Origin of the sequence: Amycolatopsis sp. EV170708-02-1, assembly GCF_022479115.1 — a bacterium.
GTDB lineage: Bacteria > Actinomycetota > Actinomycetes > Mycobacteriales > Pseudonocardiaceae > Amycolatopsis.
In genome coordinates this window covers 1,878,511-1,895,982 of sequence record NZ_CP092497.1, presented here as the reverse complement: position 1 = coordinate 1,895,982, position 17,472 = coordinate 1,878,511, and the positions used below count along the sequence as shown (strand labels likewise).

General features: G+C 69.3%; 17 protein-coding genes and 2 tRNA genes. 12 read left to right on the top strand and 7 right to left on the bottom strand.

Annotated features, from left to right (window positions below; translation table 11 throughout):
• The first annotated feature begins 80 nt into the window (after nt 1–80).
• On the top strand, nt 81–527 hold the full coding sequence (locus tag MJQ72_RS08640; RefSeq protein ID WP_240598604.1) for an Lrp/AsnC family transcriptional regulator: 447 nt from the start codon (nt 81–83) through the stop codon (nt 525–527).
• 24 nt (nt 528–551) lie between these two features.
• Here the strand turns inward: MJQ72_RS08640 and MJQ72_RS08635 are convergent, their stop codons facing one another.
• Together MJQ72_RS08635 and rox are read right to left on the bottom strand one after the other, a co-directional pair.
• Nucleotides 552–932, bottom strand: a complete 381-nt coding sequence (locus MJQ72_RS08635) for a VOC family protein (protein ID WP_240598603.1) — start codon at nt 930–932, stop codon at nt 552–554.
• 68 nt (nt 933–1,000) lie between these two features.
• A complete protein-coding gene (gene rox, locus MJQ72_RS08630) occupies nt 1,001–2,428 on the bottom strand; it encodes a rifampin monooxygenase (protein WP_240598602.1) in 1,428 nt (475 codons plus the stop codon).
• 235 nt (nt 2,429–2,663) lie between these two features.
• Here rox and MJQ72_RS08625 point away from each other — a divergent pair, with 235 nt between their 5' ends.
• Nucleotides 2,664–3,338 (top strand): TetR/AcrR family transcriptional regulator, encoded by a 675-nt coding sequence (locus MJQ72_RS08625; protein WP_240598601.1) that lies wholly within the window; start codon nt 2,664–2,666, stop codon nt 3,336–3,338.
• Nucleotides 3,335–4,468: an NAD(P)/FAD-dependent oxidoreductase gene (locus tag MJQ72_RS08620; RefSeq protein ID WP_240598600.1), complete on the top strand. Its 1,134-nt coding sequence runs from the start codon at nt 3,335–3,337 to the stop codon at nt 4,466–4,468. Before MJQ72_RS08625 ends, MJQ72_RS08620 begins: the two co-directional genes overlap by 4 nt.
• Here the strand turns inward: MJQ72_RS08620 and MJQ72_RS08615 are convergent.
• A complete protein-coding gene (locus tag MJQ72_RS08615) occupies nt 4,459–5,079 on the bottom strand; it encodes an ABATE domain-containing protein (RefSeq protein WP_240598599.1) in 621 nt (206 codons plus the stop codon). The two genes, MJQ72_RS08620 and MJQ72_RS08615, sit on opposite strands and share 10 nt — an antisense overlap.
• 90 nt (nt 5,080–5,169) lie before the next feature.
• On the opposite strand from MJQ72_RS08615, the gene MJQ72_RS08610 reads away from it, so the two are divergent.
• The 5 genes from MJQ72_RS08610 (at nt 5,170) to MJQ72_RS08590 (ending at nt 7,870) form a co-directional block, all read left to right on the top strand.
• Nucleotides 5,170–5,943, top strand: a complete 774-nt coding sequence (locus MJQ72_RS08610) for an MBL fold metallo-hydrolase (protein WP_240601281.1) — start codon at nt 5,170–5,172, stop codon at nt 5,941–5,943.
• A gap of 43 nt (nt 5,944–5,986) precedes the next feature.
• Nucleotides 5,987–6,733 (top strand): dienelactone hydrolase family protein, encoded by a 747-nt coding sequence (locus tag MJQ72_RS08605; protein ID WP_240601280.1) that lies wholly within the window; start codon nt 5,987–5,989, stop codon nt 6,731–6,733.
• Nucleotides 6,734–6,999: 266 nt separating this feature from the next.
• A tRNA-Leu gene (locus MJQ72_RS08600) sits at nt 7,000–7,073 on the top strand.
• Nucleotides 7,074–7,078: 5 nt separating this feature from the next.
• Nucleotides 7,079–7,154: transfer RNA gene (locus tag MJQ72_RS08595), tRNA-Leu, on the top strand.
• Nucleotides 7,155–7,177: 23 nt separating this feature from the next.
• On the top strand, nt 7,178–7,870 hold the full coding sequence (locus MJQ72_RS08590; RefSeq protein WP_240598598.1) for a class I SAM-dependent methyltransferase: 693 nt from the start codon (nt 7,178–7,180) through the stop codon (nt 7,868–7,870).
• Between the two features lie 37 nt (nt 7,871–7,907).
• Here the strand turns inward: MJQ72_RS08590 and MJQ72_RS08585 are convergent, their stop codons facing one another.
• On the bottom strand, nt 7,908–9,101 hold the full coding sequence (locus tag MJQ72_RS08585; RefSeq protein WP_240598597.1) for a tyrosine-type recombinase/integrase: 1,194 nt from the start codon (nt 9,099–9,101) through the stop codon (nt 7,908–7,910).
• 395 nt (nt 9,102–9,496) lie between these two features.
• On the opposite strand from MJQ72_RS08585, the gene MJQ72_RS08580 reads away from it, so the two are divergent.
• Both MJQ72_RS08580 and MJQ72_RS08575 read left to right on the top strand, forming a co-directional pair.
• Nucleotides 9,497–10,597, top strand: a complete 1,101-nt coding sequence (locus MJQ72_RS08580) for a response regulator receiver protein (protein WP_240598596.1) — start codon at nt 9,497–9,499, stop codon at nt 10,595–10,597.
• Between the two features lie 44 nt (nt 10,598–10,641).
• On the top strand, nt 10,642–11,562 hold the full coding sequence (locus MJQ72_RS08575) for a methylenetetrahydrofolate reductase (protein ID WP_240598595.1): 921 nt from the start codon (nt 10,642–10,644) through the stop codon (nt 11,560–11,562).
• A 14-nt stretch (nt 11,563–11,576) separates the two neighbouring features.
• On the opposite strand, the gene MJQ72_RS08570 is transcribed toward MJQ72_RS08575, so the two are convergent.
• Together MJQ72_RS08570 and MJQ72_RS08565 are read right to left on the bottom strand one after the other, a co-directional pair.
• Nucleotides 11,577–13,226: a hypothetical protein gene (locus tag MJQ72_RS08570; RefSeq protein ID WP_240598594.1), complete on the bottom strand. Its 1,650-nt coding sequence runs from the start codon at nt 13,224–13,226 to the stop codon at nt 11,577–11,579.
• Nucleotides 13,227–13,329: 103 nt separating this feature from the next.
• Nucleotides 13,330–14,109 carry an SDR family NAD(P)-dependent oxidoreductase gene (locus MJQ72_RS08565; protein WP_240598593.1) on the bottom strand — a complete coding sequence of 260 codons (780 nt, stop codon included), beginning with the start codon at nt 14,107–14,109 and terminating at the stop codon, nt 13,330–13,332.
• 85 nt (nt 14,110–14,194) lie between these two features.
• Between MJQ72_RS08565 and MJQ72_RS08560 the strand changes: the two genes are divergently transcribed.
• Nucleotides 14,195–15,046, top strand: a complete 852-nt coding sequence (locus MJQ72_RS08560; protein WP_240598592.1) for a helix-turn-helix transcriptional regulator — start codon at nt 14,195–14,197, stop codon at nt 15,044–15,046.
• Here MJQ72_RS08560 and MJQ72_RS08555 read toward each other — a convergent pair.
• Nucleotides 14,996–16,228, bottom strand: coding sequence for a helix-turn-helix domain-containing protein (locus MJQ72_RS08555; protein WP_240598591.1), 1,233 nt, complete (start codon nt 16,226–16,228; stop codon nt 14,996–14,998). The genes MJQ72_RS08560 and MJQ72_RS08555 overlap by 51 nt on opposite strands.
• A 110-nt stretch (nt 16,229–16,338) precedes the next feature.
• Here MJQ72_RS08555 and MJQ72_RS08550 point away from each other — a divergent pair, with 110 nt between their 5' ends.
• Nucleotides 16,339–17,205, top strand: a complete 867-nt coding sequence (locus MJQ72_RS08550) for an SGNH/GDSL hydrolase family protein (RefSeq protein ID WP_240598590.1) — start codon at nt 16,339–16,341, stop codon at nt 17,203–17,205.
• Nucleotides 17,206–17,472: the final 267 nt, after the last annotated feature.

Here is a 17,472-nt window from a genome sequence, read left to right as displayed (position 1 = left end):
TCGACGAGGCGGAAACCCGGGAAGGGATCTTTCCCGGCGTATGGCGGTTTCCGCCGTGGATCTGCCGGTATTCTCACCGGATGGCCGAGACTCTCGACGCGACGGACTGGGCGATCCTGGTGGAGCTCCAGAAGGACGGGCGCCTTCCGCTCACCGAGCTGGGGAAGCGGGTCAGCTTGAGCGCGTCGGCGACGACCGACCGGGTCAAGCGGCTGGAGTCGGCCGGGGTGATCACCGGCTACCGCGCCGAGGTCGACCTGGAGAAGGCCGGGTACGTCGTGCTCGCGGTGGTGCGGTTGAAGTACCCGGGCAGCAAGCACGCGCCGTTGCACAAGCTCCTGGCCGAGCGGACCGAGATCCTCGAATGCCTCCGCACCACCGGTGACGACTGCTATTCGCTGAAGATCGCGGCCCCGTCGATGGGACGGCTGGAGGAGATCGTCAACGAGCTCGCGCTGTTCGGGAGCACGAACACCAACATCGTCTACAACCAGACGCTGCCCTACCGGGGGCCGCAGGGCCCGTGACCGCACCGGCCACGGGCCCCCGGATCACGCGGTCTCCCAGAGCCCCATGACGTTGCCTTCCGGGTCCTTGAAGTACGCGGAGAAACCCATGTCCCCGACCGCGGTCCGGCCGACGAGCGTCGAACCACCCTGCTTCTCGACGACCGCGAGCGTGTCGTCGACGCTGTCGACGTCGAGCACGATCACCGGGCCCGACGCGGGGCTGAGTTCCTTGGCGAGCATGCCGCCGTTGATGTACCCCGGCTCCGCGGGCATGCCGGTCTCGGCGGTCGGCCCCGAAGCGACCATCGTGTAGTCCATCCCGGGCATCGTGTCGGCCTTCCAGCCGAAGACCTCCCGGTAGAAGCCGCGTGCGCGCTCGCCGTCCTCGAACGGAATCTCGAAGTGCACGACCCGTCCGGCCATGGTCATCAACTCCTGTCGTGGCGTCGGATTCGGAACGCCACCAGCCAATAGCCGCCGGACCTGGCGCGCTAGAGGACTTCGCCCTCTCCGAACCACCGGCGCAACGCCGCGAGCAGCTCGTCCTGGTCCTCGCCCGCCCACGCCACGTGACCGTCCGGCCGCAGCAGTACCGCCGGTACCTCCAGTTCTTCGCTGACGTCGACGACGTGGTCGACCCGGTCCGCCCAGCCCCGCACCGAGAGGGAGCCGGTCTGATCGAGCAGCAGGCCGCGGCCGCCGCGGGTCAGCCCGTAGAGGTGGCCGCGCTTGAGTTCCAGGTCGCGCATCCGCCGGCCGAGCAGCTCGTGCCCTTCGCCGAAGTCGTAGCGGATCGCGGTCGCGGTGATCTTCTCGGTCAGATACCGGCTGACGTCCTCGAAGTCCATCAGTTCCGCCAGCAGCCGCCGGACCGCCTGCGAGCCCGGATCGAGCGACATCAGCTGCATCTGCGCGCGGGTGTTGTCGAGTACCGCGGCGGCCACAGGATGCCGTTCGGTGTGGTAGGTGTCCAGCAGGTCGTCCGGTGCCCAGCCGTTGATCGCGCCCGCGAGTTTCCAGCCGAGGTTGAAGGCGTCCTGCACGCCGAGGTTGAGCCCTTGCCCGCCGACCGGTGGGTGGATGTGCGCCGCGTCGCCCGCCAGGAACGCGCGTCCGGCCCGGTAGCGTTCGGCCAGCCGGGTGGCGTCGCCGAAGCGGGAGAGCCAGCGCGGGGAGTGCACGCCGAAGTCGCTGCCGGCGACCGCTTTGAGCTGTCGTTTGATCTCGTCGAAGGTCGGCGGGATCCGCGGGTCCTCGGCCAGGCCTTCGGCGGGCACGCCGACCCGGTACACCCCGTCGCCGATGGGGGAGAGGCCGAACCGGAGCTGGGTCTTGCGGACCTCGGTCATCACGGCGAGCACCGTTTCCCAGTCCTCGGTCAGTTCCATCTCGCCCAGCAGGGTCTCGGCGGTGGCGGGCTCACCGGGGAAATCGATCCCGAGGAGCTTGCGCACCGCGCTGCGGCCGCCGTCGCAGCCGACGAGGTAGCGCGAGCGCAGCGTCGTCCCGTCGGCCAGCTCGACGTCCACGCCGTCCTCGTCCTGGGTCACTCCGACCAGTTCGCGGCCGCGCCGGATGTCGACGCCGACCTCGGCGGCGTGGTCGATCAGCAGGCGATCGGTGACGGTCTGGGGAATGCCGAGGATGTAGGCGTGCGCGCTGTCCAGCGTGGGCGCCGGTTTGACGATGCCCGCGAAGGAGCCGCCGACCGGGTACTTCTTGCCGTGTTCGAGGAAGCGCTCCAGCAGACCGCGCTGGTCCATCACCTCGATGCTGCGCGCGTGCAGGCCCATCGAACGGACGACCTTGGACTGTTCCAGGTCCTTTTCCAGGACGACCACCTGGACGCCGTGCAGCCGCAGTTCGGCGCCCAGCATCATGCCGGTCGGTCCGCCGCCGGCGATGATCACGTCGATCAAGAGTTCCCCCGATTGTCGAGCTCGTGTTATCCGGCCGGGGATTCTGCGGCATGACCGGGGTCTTGCCGCAAGCCCCCAGGTGCGTTATACGTTAGAAGTGGCAGGGAGAGTCGATCTCCCTGCCGTTGTCATTTCAGTCCGCAGTGGACGGACAAACCCCCGTTCGAGGCCGTATCGCATCACTGTGACCTGGGACGAACTTGTTCGTAACGAACATGTTCGTTACAGTGGTGGCATGGCACCAGAGAAGAGCCGCCGGGAGCGACCGGCCAAACCCGCGCTGACCCGTGACGGCATCGTCGCCGCCGCGGTCGCGATCCTGCGCGAAGAAGGCCTGCGGAAGCTCACGATGCGCCGGCTGGCGCAGGAACTCGACACCGGCGCGGCCTCGCTCTACGTCTACGTCCGCAACACCGCGGAACTGCACGCGGCGATCCTCGACGAACTCCTCGGCACCATCGCCCCGCCGCCGGCCGAAGGCGGCTGGCGTGACCGGCTCGAACGGCTGCTCACGGCCTACACCGCGACGCTGCTGGAGTATCCCGGTCTCGCCCTGTCGGCACTGGTGGCCCGCCCGAGCGGTGAGAACTACCTCGGTCTGGTCGAGAACCTGCTCGCCCTACTCGCCGAGGGCGGAGTGCCCGCCGAGCGGCGCGCCTGGGGGATCGACATCCTCCTGCAGCACGCGACATCGACCGCGGCGGAGCACGCCGAGCGGACATCGCCGGACGACTGGGACGCACTGGAGCGCGCCGTGCGGGACGCCGACGAGACGACTCACCCCCAGATCGCCGCCCACGCGGCCGACCTGCTCAGCGGGCGGCCGGCGCAGCGGATGTCGTGGGGATTGCAGGTGCTGATCACCGGAATCACGCAGACCGGCCTGCCGCCGGAAAGGAACCCGACATGACCACCCATCACCCCATCGCGATCATCGGCGCCGGCCTCGGCGGACTCACCCTGGCCCGCGTCCTGCACGTCAACGGCGTCGAGGCCGCGGTCTTCGATCTCGACGCGTCGCCGTCCGCCCGGACACAGGGCGGCATGCTCGACATCCACGTCGAATCCGGCCAGGCGGCGCTGAAAGCGGCCGGTCTTCACGACGAGTTCCGCGCGCTGGTGCATCCCGGCGGCGAGGCCATGCGCGTCCTCGACCGGCACGCGATCGTGCACCTCAACGAGACCGACGACGGCGACGGCGGCCGTCCCGAAGTCGCCCGAGGCGATCTGCGCGATCTGCTGCTCGGCTCCCTGCCCGAAGGCACCGTGCGCTGGGGCGCCAAAACCACCGGCGCACGCCCGCTCCCCGGCGGCGGGCACGAGGTGACCCTGGCCGACGGCACGTCCTTCACCACGGACCTGCTGATCGGTGCCGACGGCGCGTGGTCCAAGGTCCGCCCCCTGGTCTCCCGTGCCCTGCCTGCCTACGAAGGCATCTCCTTCGTCGAAGTGCACCTGCACGATGCCGCGAATCGCCACCCCGCTAGCGCCGCGCTCACCGGCGACGGCATGTTCTTCGCACTCGGTGGGGGCAAAGGGCTTCTGGGGCATCTCGACACTTCAGGCAGCCTCCACGTCTACATCGCGCTGAAAACCGCCGAGGACTGGATCTCCACCATCGACTTCAGCGACACGCCCTCGGCGAAAACCGCGCTGCTGGACCACTTCGACGGCTGGGACGCCGGTTTGCGCGCGCTGATCACCGACGCCGACGGTGAACTGACTCCGCGGCCCATCCACGCGCTGCCCATCGGTCACCGCTGGGACCGTGTCCCCGGCGTCACCCTCCTCGGGGACGCCGCCCATCTGATGTCACCGTTCGCCGGTGAAGGCGCCAACCTCGCGATGCTCGACGGCGCCGAACTCGGCCTCGCCCTCGCCGCGCATCCCGGCGACGTCGAAGCCGCGCTCAAGGCCTACGAGACGGAGCTGTTCCCGCGAAGTGAGGCCTCAGCGGCGGAATCCGCCGAAAACCTCGCCCTCTGCTTCGCCGAAGACTCCCCGAAGCCCTTGCTGGACCAGTTCGCGGCCTACCGCTGACCGGCAGGCTGGGAGCGCCTGGCGTAGGCGCGGGCGGCACGGGCCCGGTCGCCACAGCGCACGGAACACCACTGACGCCGCCCGTTGCGCAGGAAGAACCGAGTACACGGCGGAGAACCGCAGGCCGCGATCCGCTCCGCGTCCGGCCCGGTCACCAGGTCCGCGGCGTTGGCGGCGAGGGTCGCCAGCGCGTGCTCGACGATCTGGGTGATCGGATGCGACGCGGTGCGGTACAGCCCCCTGGCCGGATCCCAGCGCAGGAGCTCGGCGGTGGGCGCCTTGCTCAGCGCCTCGTTGACGGCGTTGAGGGCGCTCTGCGGCGCCGGATCCGAACAGGAGCGCGAGGCGAGCAGCACCCGCACCTGCTCACGCAGCGAGCGCACCAGGCCCGCGCACATCTCCTGCAGACCGGCGTCGACCGGGGCGAGCCCCTGTTCGGCGAGCCAGCCGGTCGCGGCCGCCGGAGTGCCGAGCAAATCGATGAACTGGCCGCCGGGCAGCGCGATCGTGGTGTTGGCGAGCGCCAGCGCGACGTACTGCTCGGCGCCCGGGGCAGGAGGAAGGGCAGCGGTGTCGTCCACGTTCTCATGGTAGGCGCCGAGCTCATCCATGAGAAACTCTCACGGAAGTAGTTGCGGTCTTCCGTGAGAACTCGCTAATGTCACTCACGGAAAGAACAATACCTATCCGTGAGGTGGATGATGGACCAGATCAGCGACCAGCTCTCCGTCCAGGTCTTCGGCGGGCCGACCGCACTGATCGACTACGGCGGAGTGCGGTTCCTGACCGACCCGACCTTCGACGAGCCCGGCCACTACGAAAGGCCCGACGGGAGACCCGGCCTCACCAAGACCGCGCCGCCTTCGGCGAGCCCCGCGGACCTCGGCCGCGTCGACGCCGTCCTGCTCTCCCACGACGAGCATCCGGACAACCTCGACCACTCCGGCCGGAAACTGCTGGCGGACGTGCCCTTGACCCTCACCACACCCAGCGGCGCGGGACGGCTCGGCGGCACCGCGAAAGGGTTGGAGACCTGGGAGACGGTCGAACTCGACCGGCCGGGCGGGGGAGTCGTGACGGTGACCGCCGCGCCCGCGCTCCACGGGCCGGAAGGCTCGGAGAAGATCACCGGCGACGTCGTCGGCTTCGTCCTGACCGGAGACGGCCTGCCGACGGTCTACGTCAGCGGCGACAACGCCTCGCTCGACGTCGTCCGGCAGGTCGCGGATCGATTCGGGCCGATCGACACCGCGGTGCTCTTCGCCGGCGCCCCGCGCCTGAAGCCGGTCTTCGACGGTGCCCTGCTCGTCCTCGACAGCGCGCTGGCCGCCGAGGCGACGCGGATCCTCGGCGCCCGCACGGTCGTCCCGGTGCACATCGACAGCTGGACCCACTTCACCGAAGGCCGCGACGAGCTGGTGGCCGCGTTCACCTCGGCCGGGCTGGCCGATCGGCTGCGCCTGAGCCGGGCTTGATCGTCTACGTTCGAGGTACGCCGACGAGAAAGCGAGCACCGCCATTCCCTCCACCACGCTGAGCATTCCGACGCCTGACGGCCAGTCCGACGCCTTCGCCGCGTACCCCGGCGAGGGCGGAACGCATCCTGGTGTCCTCCTGTACCCGGACGCGTTCGGGCCACGCCCCGTCCTGTGGGACATGGCCCGGGAACTGGCCGATCACGGCTATTACGTCCTGGTTCCCAACGTCTTCTACCGGCACCGCCCGGCGCCCGTGTTCGACCTGCCTGAGCACATCACCGCCGAACACCGCCCCGAGCTGTTCGGCCAGATCATGCCGCTCGTCGAGGTGCACACCGCCGAACGTGCGCTGAGCGACGCCGGCGCCTACCTCGACTTCCTCACCGCCCGGCCCGAGGTCGGCGCCGGACCGGTCGCCGCGATCGGCTACTGCATGGGCGCCGTCCTCGCGATGCGCACCGCGACGGCCCACCCCGGCAAGGTCGCCGCCCTGGCCGGATTCCACCCCGGCGCCCTCGTCACCGATCAACCCGACAGCCCGCACCGGCAGATCCCGCACCTCACCGCGAAAGTCCACCTCGGCCTCGCCGAGGGCGACCTGACACCCGAGGCGATCACCGAGATCAGCAAGGCGTTCGACGCCGCCGGAGTCGAATACAGCTGCGAGACCTACCCCGGCACCGTTCACGGCTTCACGATGTCCGACACCGAAGCATTCGACGCCGCAGGTTCGCGACGCCATTGGGAGCGGCTCCTCGCACTCCTCGGCAGCACGCTGAAATCTTGAGCAGCCCGGGAGCGGCGCGGCAAAGGCACTCGATAATGCAATTGACGCCCGCTCCCGGTATTCGCGATGATGAGCGCCTACCGAGAAGGCGAAGGGCGGTCACGATGAATGCACAACTGGACTATCAAAGCCTTCTGGGCAGTTCAGGCTCCTCGTCGTGACGTAGCACGTCAGGTCAGGGAGCCGCCGGTCGAGCCTTCGATCAGGCGGCTTTCTTTATGGTGCGAGGAATTCCCGCCGGCGATTTCCGGACATTCGCTCGTCTCGCGGTTCTAGCCCAACTGGCAGAGGCACCTGGTCGAGAACCAGGACAGTCGGGGTTCGACTCCCCGGAACCGCACTAATGCCCCTATAGCCCAACGGAAGAGGCAACGCGCTCAGAACGCGTCCAGTCCAGGTTCGAATCCTGGTAGGGGTACCACGGCACCTGCCATAGTGGGTTTGGTGGAAAACGACTACGACCCCTTCGCCGAGGCATACGCCGCCGAGAACGAGACCAGCCTGATCAACGCCTACTACACTCGGCCCGCGATTCTCGATCTGGCCGGAGACGTGACCGGCAGGCGGATCCTCGACGCCGGGTGCGGCGCAGGCCCGCTGTCCGAGGCACTGCGCGATCGGGGCGCCATCGTGACCGGCTTCGACTCCAGCGCCAAAATGCTGGAGCTGGCCCGGAAACGTCTCGGCGACGACGCGGCACTGCGGATCGCCGACATCGGCGAACCGCTGCCCTACCCCGACGCTGCCTTCGACGACGTCATCGCCGCCCTCGTCCTGCACTACCTGGAAGACTGGACAGGGCCGCTGGCCGAGATCCGGCGCGTGCTGAAACCCGGCGGCAGGCTGATCATGGCCGTCAACCACCCGATCATCTTCAAGCTGGTCCACCCCGAGGGCGACTATTTCCAGACCGTCAAGTGGTCAGAGGAGTACACCTTCGGCGGCCAGAAAGCCGTGCTGACGTACTGGCATCGGCCACTGCACGCGATGACCGACGCCTTCACCGCGGCGGGTTTCCGGACGGCCGTCGTCAGCGAGCCGCATCCGGCGCCGGGTGCACGGGAGCGCTTCCCGGAAGAGCTCGCGGGCAAGACCGCCTTCCTGAGTTTCCTGTTCTTCGTCCTGGAGGCGGTCTAGCACCACGCCTTCGTGTCTCTCGGTTGAGAGAACCAGGTCAGGCGTCGCTGACATGCCAGGCGTCGGCGACGAGGTCGACCGCGCTGCGCGCCGGGTCACGGGCCGCGTGATCGTAGACGCCGCTGGTGGTGTCGATGCTGGCGTGCCCCACGTCTGCCTGCACGTGTTCCAGCGACGCTCCGGCCTCGACCGCGGCGGTCACGTAGAAGTGCCGCAGCGCGTGGGGATGCATCGCCTCGGCGACATCGGCCAGCTCTGGGCCGCCGGCCGCGGCGATACGGCGCAGGAGCTGCCAGATCGCCTGCCGGGAGAACCGGCGTCCGCCACGGGTCACCAGCAGCGGCAGGTCGGAGGTCCGGGTGCGACGACCCGCACCGGTCACCACCTCGGCCCCCGTACCGTCCGTGCGCAGCGCCAGATAGTCCAGCAGCGCGCGCTCGGCGGGCACGCTCAGATACACGATGCGGACCTTCCCGCCCTTTCCGTGTACGCGAAGCGCCCGCCGCCCCCGGGTGACGTGCAGGTCGGCGCAGTCGAGCCCGCACAGTTCGCTGACCCGCAAGCCGAGCGTGAACAACGCGATGATCGCGACCGAGCGCGCGACATCACAGGCACTCGCGCCGCGCCTCGGTGTCCCCGCCGCCTGATGTAGCGCCGCGACCTGCCGGGTCGTCAAGGTGACCGTCGCCGACGTGCTCGCCGCCGCCGCGGCCAGCCCCAACCGCCTCCGGTCCAGCGCCGCCGGATTCGCCGCGACCAGACCCGCGTCGGCCAGAGACGAGTACATGGTCTTCACCGTCGCCAGCATCCGGTCCCGCGTCGACGGCGCCGCGCCCGCCGACTCCAGATCCCTCAGCCACGTCTTCACCTGTGCCGAGGTCGCCACCGTCGGATCCACTCCGTTGGCCGCGCACCACCGCAGCCAGTGGCAGGCCCGTAGCCGGCCCCGGCTCGCGCGGGGAGGCCCTGTCCGGCCCGCCGGATCGGCCGCCCGCGGGATGATGACGGCCTGGGCGTAGTCGGCCACCGCGTCAGCCCACTGATCCTCGGCCGGGCCGCCGATGCGGGGCCGCATCCAGGCACCGATGTCGGCGGTGGTCACGGGCAGCCCCAGCCCTTCCGCGTAGGTGCGGCGGGTCTGGTGGTTGCCGTATCCGGTCAGCCACTCGGTGATGCCGGACAGCAGGCCGGCCGGATTCGCGACTCCCGGCCAGACTTCGCTGTCTCCCACGTTTTCTCCGGGGGAGACAGCGGCGGAATCGAGGCCGGGCAGGAGCTTCACTGTCGGCTGCCCTCCGGGCTCCGGGCGCTCGTGTCGATCATCCGATCACCGTAGTGGTCGTGCCAGGCACGCGAGAACGCGGGAATCGAGCCATCGTCACCGTGACGAAACGAGGCGGTCATCCGAGATGGCGGACGGCACATGTTGCCGCCGGTAACGGCAAACACGTTTTCAGGCGGGTCGATCGACCCCGTTTTCCAGGGTGATCACACCCCTTTCGGTCGAGCTGAGAGCGGGATCGGAACTCAGCTACAAAATGTATCTTTTGTAGCTGAGTTAGGTTGGAGTTGAGGTTTCCAATACCTCAGTTATAGGTTTCATAACTACCAAGGTAGGCTTTGGGCATGGTCGAGAACGAGGGTGCGGTAGCCGGGGAACGTGCGCCGGAGCAGGCGCGATGCGGGTTTCGCAAATGCCGCGAGCCGCTGCCGCCGCCGGGGCCACGCGGAGGGAGGCCCTACGAGTTCTGCCCGGACAGGACGTGGCCCGGCGGGAAGAGCTGCAAGCAGCTGGCCGCGGCGGAGCAGGCCCTGCGGGAGGCGCTGGGGGACGACGCCGTGCCGTCAGCGGCTCTGCTGGACGCCGGTCAGGCCTTCGATCAGGCGGCTGCCGCGCTGACCGATCCCCTCCGCACGTTGAGCAACGCGCTGGACGCGGTCACCGCCCATCTGCGGGATGAGATCGCTGCGGCCGTTGGTCAGGCCGACGCCGCGCATGGGGCCGCGGTGGAGGCCGATCGGCAACGGGACGCCGCGCTGGCACGAGCGGCCGAAGCCGAAGCCGAAGCCGAAGCGGCACTGGGAGCGGCTCGGACGGCTCAGCTCGCCGAGTCACTGGCCAAGGCGACCGCGGACGAGGCGGTCGAGGCCCGGGCTGCCGCCCAGCTGGCTCAAGCCAAAGCGGAATCGGCCACCGTTGTGATCACCCGGCGTGTGAAGGAGGTCGGTGAGGAAGCGGCGGCACTGCGAACCAGAGCCGATGAGCTGGCGGCCACGCTCTCGGCCCGTAGTGAGGAACTGGCGACACGGACCGCCGAGCGAGACGCCGCACAGACTGCGTTGGCCGAGTCAGACGAGCGTCGTAAAACATGGGAGCGGCTTGTGGACACGCAGAAGCGCGAGCTGACCGCGGAGTTGGACGTAGTCCGGGGGGAACTGCGAGATCAAGACGTCCGTCATCGGGAAGCTCTCGCCGAGCAGACAGCGCGTGACATGGCTTCGCGCGAGCAGCTCGCGGACGTTCAAGCTGAACTGACCACAGTGCGCGAGCAACTTGCCGCGGCCCAGCTTCGGCTCACTCAATCCCAGGCAGTGAACGATCAGACCACGGCGACACTGTCCCGCATCCGCCAACGCGCCCTCGTCGCGACAGAGGAACCGTCGGCGCCGCTGCGAAACGACCTCCTGGAAATCCTCCTCGGCGAAGAGACGCCAGTGTCGGAGTAGCAAGCGAACTCGGTGCGGGCCCTGCCGTCGGCTAACTTCAGGACATGGACCTACAGCAGAGGATCGGCGCACGTGGGAGCGAGTTCCTGCTGTTCGCCGTGACGCCTCCTCGACTCACGGTTTCGCCGGAGCGGACGCAGGAGATCGCCGACGCCACGCGCAAGCGGCTGTCGAGGTTGAACCTCGACGGGCTCGTGCTCTACGACATCGACGACGAGAGCGATCGCAACCCGGAGGAGCGGCCCTTTCCGTTTCTCCCCACGATCGACCCGGCGACCTTCCTGGACCGGCACCTCACCGACTGGCACACGCCGGTCGTGGTCTACCGGGCGGTCGGGAAGTATCAGGAAAGCGACCTCCGTTCCTGGCTCGACGCCCAGGACGCCGACCGGGCGCTCACCGTGTTCGTCGGTGCCTCTTCGCGCGACAAGCCGTCCGCGACGTCGCTGGTCCGCGCTCAGGAGCTACGCGCGGAGACGCGGCCCGACCTGCTGCTCGGCGGCGTCGCGATTCCGGAGCGGCACACCCGCCGAGGCGAGGAGCATCTGCGCCTGATCGCCAAACAGGAAGCAGGCTGCTCGTTCTTCGTCACCCAGGTCGTCTACGACGTCAACGCGGCGAAAGACATGGTGTCGGACTACCGATACCGATGCGCCGCGCTCGGGCTGCGACCGGTCCCGATCGTGTTCACGTTCTCGGTATGCGGCTCCTCGAAGACCCTCGAGTTCCTCCAATGGCTCGGTGTGGATGTGCCACGGTGGATCCAGAACGACCTTCGACACGCGGACGACACACTCCAGGAGTCGTACGACCAAGCGTTGGCGACGGCCCGTGAACTCGTGGGTTTCTGCCGGCGCAAGGACGTCCCGTTCGGCATCAATGTCGAAAGTGTGTCGATCCGAGCGGCCGAAATCGAGGCGTCGGTGGCTCTCGCGGAGGCCCTCGGCAAGGAACTGCGCCGGTAGGTCGGCGACAGGAATCAGGGGAGGACGTCGCCGAGCTTGACCAGCCCCTCCTTGATCCCGTCCTCGATGCGCCGGTACGTGTCCGCCCCGGTGACCAGGCTGTCCGCGATGCCGCCGACCGTTTCCACCCCCGCCGCCAGCCGGTCGCCCGCCGCCGTGACGTGCTTGGTCAGCGTGTCGCTGAAGGCGGTGGCCGCGGGGACGTCGCCGAGCAGATGCGGCACCAGCTGCAGCCGCGACATGGCGCCGGCCGCGGTGCTCAACGTCGACGTCGCCCCGTCCAGGACACCCGCGGCACCGACCAGCGAGTCGGGATCGGTTTCGTATCCGGCGTCGCCGGGGGAGAGCGCGCCGTCGGGGTCGAGGCCGAGTTCTTCCAGCGAGATCCTGGTCAGCTCGGGTTCGTCCCACTTCGAGCCCGGGTTCTTCTGGTAGCCGTAGGCGCCGGATTCGTGCGCCAGCACGATCTCCCCGTCGATCTCGACGGCCTCTTCGACGCCGTGCGAGTCGTAGCCGTCTTCGTTGCCCGGCTCGCCGCCCTTCAGCTCGATCTCTTCGCGATCGTTGAAGTCGTACCACTCCGGCGTCCGGTCCTGCCGGTAGAACTTGCCGCTGTGCCCGTCGGAGGAGGAGAAGATGAACTCGTCGTCGCGCACCACGACGCCCTGGACGTTGTTCGGTGTCTCGATCGGATCTCCGGCCTCGTCCGGCCGGGGTGAGCCGTCCGGGCCGACCGGGACCTCGTAGAGCCGGTTGTTGGTGTAGTCGCCCACGAAGAGCTTGCCTTGCGCGTAGGTGACGTAACTGTGAGCGGGCGTGTCGACCACGTCCACGGCGTCGACCGGCACACCGCTGTCCTGCGCGGCGTCGAGTTCGGCCTTGTCGTAGACGTACACGTATCCGTTGGACGACACCCAGACGTGCTTGCCGTCCGTCGCGACACCGCCGGTGTGCGTCGGCGCGCCGACCTCGCCGTTGCCGTTGAGGTAGACGTTGCCCGATTCCACTCCGGTCTCGTAGTCGACGTAGGTCAGCCTGCTGGGGGTCAGCCCGGGGCCGATCGGGCTGTCGCCCTTCCCGTCTCCGTCGCCGTCGTGGTACGAGCCGACGAGCAGGTTCTCGCCGTCGTAGGCCAGACCTTGGGACGTCCACGGTTGCCCTGGATCGACGCCGCTGATGTCGGCGTTGCCGTCGCCGTCCCAGCCCTCGCTCCCGCCGCCGTCGGTCGTGGCCGCCAGCGCGGTGAGCCTGCTTTCGTAGGTCTGCTGGGCGACGGTCAGCGCCCGGATGGTCTTCATCGCGATCTCCGGCGCTTCGAGGAGGTCGGTCAGGCCGAGCTTGCGCCATGGTGCGATGGCGGCGTCGGCCGACGTCCGCAGCGCGGAGTACGCCTCCGCGGCGCCCTTGACCGCCGCCTCGGCCGCGTCGAGCCGGGCGTACACCTCGGCGACGGTTCGCGAGGACTGTTTCGCCTTGCCGACGAACTCCGCGGCCGCCGTGCCGCGCCAGGACCGCGCCGCCCGCAGGGCACCCTCGGAGATCCCGTCCGCCACGGTCTGCAACGACGTCTTGGCGTCGGCGATGGTGGCGCCGACCTCGGCGATTCCCGCCGCGTCCCCCGACGTGAGCTTGGCGTGGAGCGGTTCGGGATCCAGGAACGGCATCGGCTTCTCCTCGGGCAACCCCAGGTCAGGGTGGGTCGTGCGCGTTCAGACGCCGGAAGTCCGGCACCGGTTCCCCCGCATCACCCACCCCTGCCCCCAGGGGTCAGGACAGCATGCCGCCGTCCACCCGCAGAACTGTCCCGGTCACGTAGGAGGCGCGGTCGCTCAGCAGCCACGCCGCGGCCTGCGCGATCTCGTCGGGCTCGGCCACGCGTCCCAGCGGGGTCTGGGCGTTGAGCCGCTCCAGGATGCCCGGCGAGCTCTCGACCCACTCGGAGAACATCTCGGTCAGCGTCGTGCCGGGTGCGACGGCGTTGATCCGGATCTCTTCCGGACCATAGGTGGTGGCGGCCGACGCGGTGAGGCTGTTGACACCGCGTTTCATCGCGCCGTACGCGGGGAGTTCCGGGTTGGCCATCAGGCTGCCGACGCTGGTGTTGTTGACGATGGCCCCGGTTTTCGCGGTGGCCCGGATCGCCTCGATCTCGGCGACCATCGCCAGCCACGGACCTTTCAGGTTCACCGCGTAGATACGGTCGAAATCGGCTGCGGTCACCCGGTCCATCGGGCCGGGCGGCACGTTGGTCGCGCCGTTGTTGAACGCGACGTCGAGCCTGCCGTGCAGCTCCACCGCCCGGTCGACGGCCGCGCGGATGCTCGCCGCGTCGCCGAGGTCGCACACCACGTGGTCCGCGATGCCGCCCTCCGCGCGGATCTCCTCGGCCACGGCCTTGAGCTGGGACTCGGTGCGGGCGGCGAGCACCACACTGGCGCCTTCCCTGGCGAACAAGCGCGCGGCGGCGGCGCCGATACCTCGGCCGGCACCGGTGACGAAGGCGACCTTGCCGTCGAGCAGGCCCGAAACAGTCGTTGTGTTGGTCATGGCACCGAGGGTTCTCCCGCCCTCGGCGCCTATCCAGGCATCGGCGGTACCTGGCTCGCGGGCCGCCATCGTCCACACTGGAGTGGTGGACAGACGACAACTGGCGGACTTCCTGCGCAGCAGGCGCGAGCGGATCACGCCCGCCGACGTCGGCCTACCCGCCGGGCCCCGCCGCCGCACCCCTGGTCTGCGACGCGAGGAGGTGGCGCAGCTGGCGTTCATCTCGACCGAGTACTACACGCGGCTGGAACAGGCTCGCGGTCCACGGCCCTCGCGCGAGGTATTGGGCGGGCTGACCAGGGCGCTTCGGCTGTCGGACGTGGAACGGGATCACCTGCACCACCTCGCCGGCGCGCCGCCGGGACCGCCGCCCGGCCCGTCCCGCGAGGTCCGGCCGAGCATTCTCGCGCTGCTGCACCGTCTTCCGCAGGCGGCGGCCATCGTGCTGTCGGCGACCTACGAGGTGCTCGCCTGGAACGACCTCGCCGCGGCGCTGATGGAGGACTTCTCCGCGCTGCCCCGACGGGAGCGCAACCTCGTGCGCCGCGCGTTCCTCGGGCCGCGGCCGGACGGGAGGCGGCTGTACGGAGTGTCCGATGTGGACGACTTCGCGGCGAGCGCGGTCCGGAACCTGCGGGCCACCGCCGGCCGCTATCCCGACGATCCCGAAGTCGGCGGCCTGATCCGGGAACTTCTCGACGGCAGTGAGGAATTCGCCCGGCTGTGGGCCGCGCACGACGTGTGCGCCGCGCCGATGCTGTGCACGACGTTCCGGCATCCGGTGGTGGGCCCGGTCAGCGTGAACTGCGACGTCCTCGACATCAGCGACCGGGACCAGCAGGTCGTGATCTACACCGCCGACCCCGGCACGCCGTCGGAGAACGCGTTACGGCTGCTGTCCGTTGTCGGGACGCAGCGGATGGACGCTCCGCTCTGAGCCTTTTGTAGGTTCCCTCGATACCAGCGGGTCGATCCTCAGTGCGATGGCGAGCGCGAAGCGGCCGGCCGGATCGTCGATCGTGCCGCCGAACAGCGTCCGCAATTGCCGGATCCGGTACCGGACGGTCTGGACGTGGACGTGCAGTTCGATACCGATCGCCTGCGGCTGATCCGGCCGCGCCAGCCAGGCCGCCAGCGTCGCGGTGAGCCGTTGCCTCGCCGGTTCGGGCAGACCGGCCAACGGCGCGAGGACGTCTTTCGAGAATTCGGCGGCGAGTGCGGGGTCGGCGGTCAGCAGCAGATCGATGCGGTGATCGGTGGTGTGGACGAGGGGGCTGTCGCCGAGCGCGCCGGTGCGGGCGAGCCGCCAGAGCGCGCTCGCCCGGCGGGCACTGAGCGCGGCCGAGCGGAGCGGCACGACCGGGCCCACCCCGGCCTGGTCGTCGCCGAGCAGATCCCGCAACCGGCCGAGGTACCACTCGAGCCGGTCGGCGGGCATGACCACCGCGGTCAGGTCGTGGTGGCGGCCGACCAGCACGCGCCCCGGCATCCGGTCCAGCAGCCGCGATGCGACGTCGGCGCTGGTGACGGCGACGACGAGGCTGCCGGGCAGGACCCACATGGCCTGGCTCGCGGCGTCGTCGAGCAGGTCCCGGGTGGCGGCCGGTTCGGAGAGCAGGAGCCCCAGGAGCCGGTCCCGCCGCGCTTGCCCCGCCCTCGCCGCCTGCGAGCGTGCTTCGGCGTACCCGTCGGCGGCCGCGGCCGAGAGTTCCGCGATGAAGGCGAAAAGCGCCTCGCCGAGTTCGACGATCGCCTGGGTCGGCAGATCCACCGCCGGTGCCGCCGAGGTCAGCTGCCGCCAGACGCCCAGCGCCGCCGACTGGTAGAAGCCGAGCATCTCCTCGAGGCTGCGGCCCGCGGTGTGCTGGGCCCGGCCCTGCGCGCGGTAGACCTCCCGGTCGGTGGTGATGTCGGGATGGCCGATTTCGCTGAAGAAGGCGTGCAAAGCGACGTCGAGGGTGGTTTGGAGGTTCGCCGCGGTCCGGTCGTCCAGCGGGGTCCGCAGCCCGGCACGGACCTGGTCCATCGCGGCGGACGCGATCGCGGCGGTGTCGGGCTCCAGCCGGGTCAGCACCGAGGCGTCGAGCCTGCGCCAGGGCTGTGCCGGCGCCTTCGTCATAGAGGGAACCTACAAAACTCCGATCAAGAACGCGCGCCTCCGTTCTAGTGGTTCTGCCCGGCGCGGCGGACGCTGATCGCGGCATTCGACGACGCATGCAGGAGGCGGCAGTGACACGCTGGGGAAGACTCGCCCGGATCGCCGCGGTGGCGGGCACCGCACTGACCCTCGTCGGAATCGGGACACCGGCCCTCGCCTCGGCGGAGCGGCAGGTGTACGTCGCGATGGGTGACTCGTTCTCGGCGGGCTCGGTGGTGCTGCCGCAGTCCGATCTGCTCACCTGCGCCCGGTCGGCGATCAACTACGCGGGCCTGCTGGCGAAGGAGATCGACGTCGACGAACTGCGCGATGTCACCTGCGGCGCTGCGACCACGTCGCATTTCAGCAACCCGCAGAAGGGCATCATCTCCGGCACGAACCCGCCGCAGTACGACGCGCTCTCGGCCGACACGACCCTGGTGACCGTCGGCATCGGCGGCAACGACATCGGCTTGGTCGGGCTCGCGACCTCGTGCGTGAACCTGCTGCCGGTGGGCGCCTCGTGCAAGGCGGCCAACACCACGGGCGGGGTGGACAAGTACGCCACCAAGATCGACGCGTTCGCCGCGACCTACGGCACGGTGATCGAGCAGATCCGCCAGCGCGCCCCGCGGGCCGAGATCGTCATGGTGGGCTACCCGACCGGGATCAAATCCGGCGGCTGCTGGCCGCTCGTCCCGGTCCTGCCGCAGGACGCCGACTACATCCAGGCCAATATCGACCGGCTCAACGCGCGGATGGCCGAGCAGTCCGCCGCGCACGGCGCGAAGTACGTCGACATCCGGACGCCCAGCATCGGTCACGACGCCTGCCAGCCGATCGGCGTCAAATGGATCGAAGGGCTCATCCCGTCGGTGGTGAACAACAGCTTCGCCCCGCTGCACCCGAACGCCGCCGGGCTCGCAGCCGTGGTGCCGAGTATCCGGAAGGTGCTGTAGCGCAGGGGCGGGGCACGTCTCGTGAGTGGTGAGGACGGTTAGCGCCAAGGGTGTCTTAGGTACTGACTGGGCGTGGTCGTTGGACTACGCGATCGCCACCGCAGCCCCGGGAACACCACCTGTCCCAGTAGTCACAGGGGCGTGTGAAGGACTCCTTCCCTCGGCTGAGCCGAGGGAACTCGACCTTCATACCGTCCCAAGTATGTGAAGGCCCCCTTCACTGCGTCTAGCGCAGTGAAGCGGGCCTTCACATACTTCAGGGGCGTG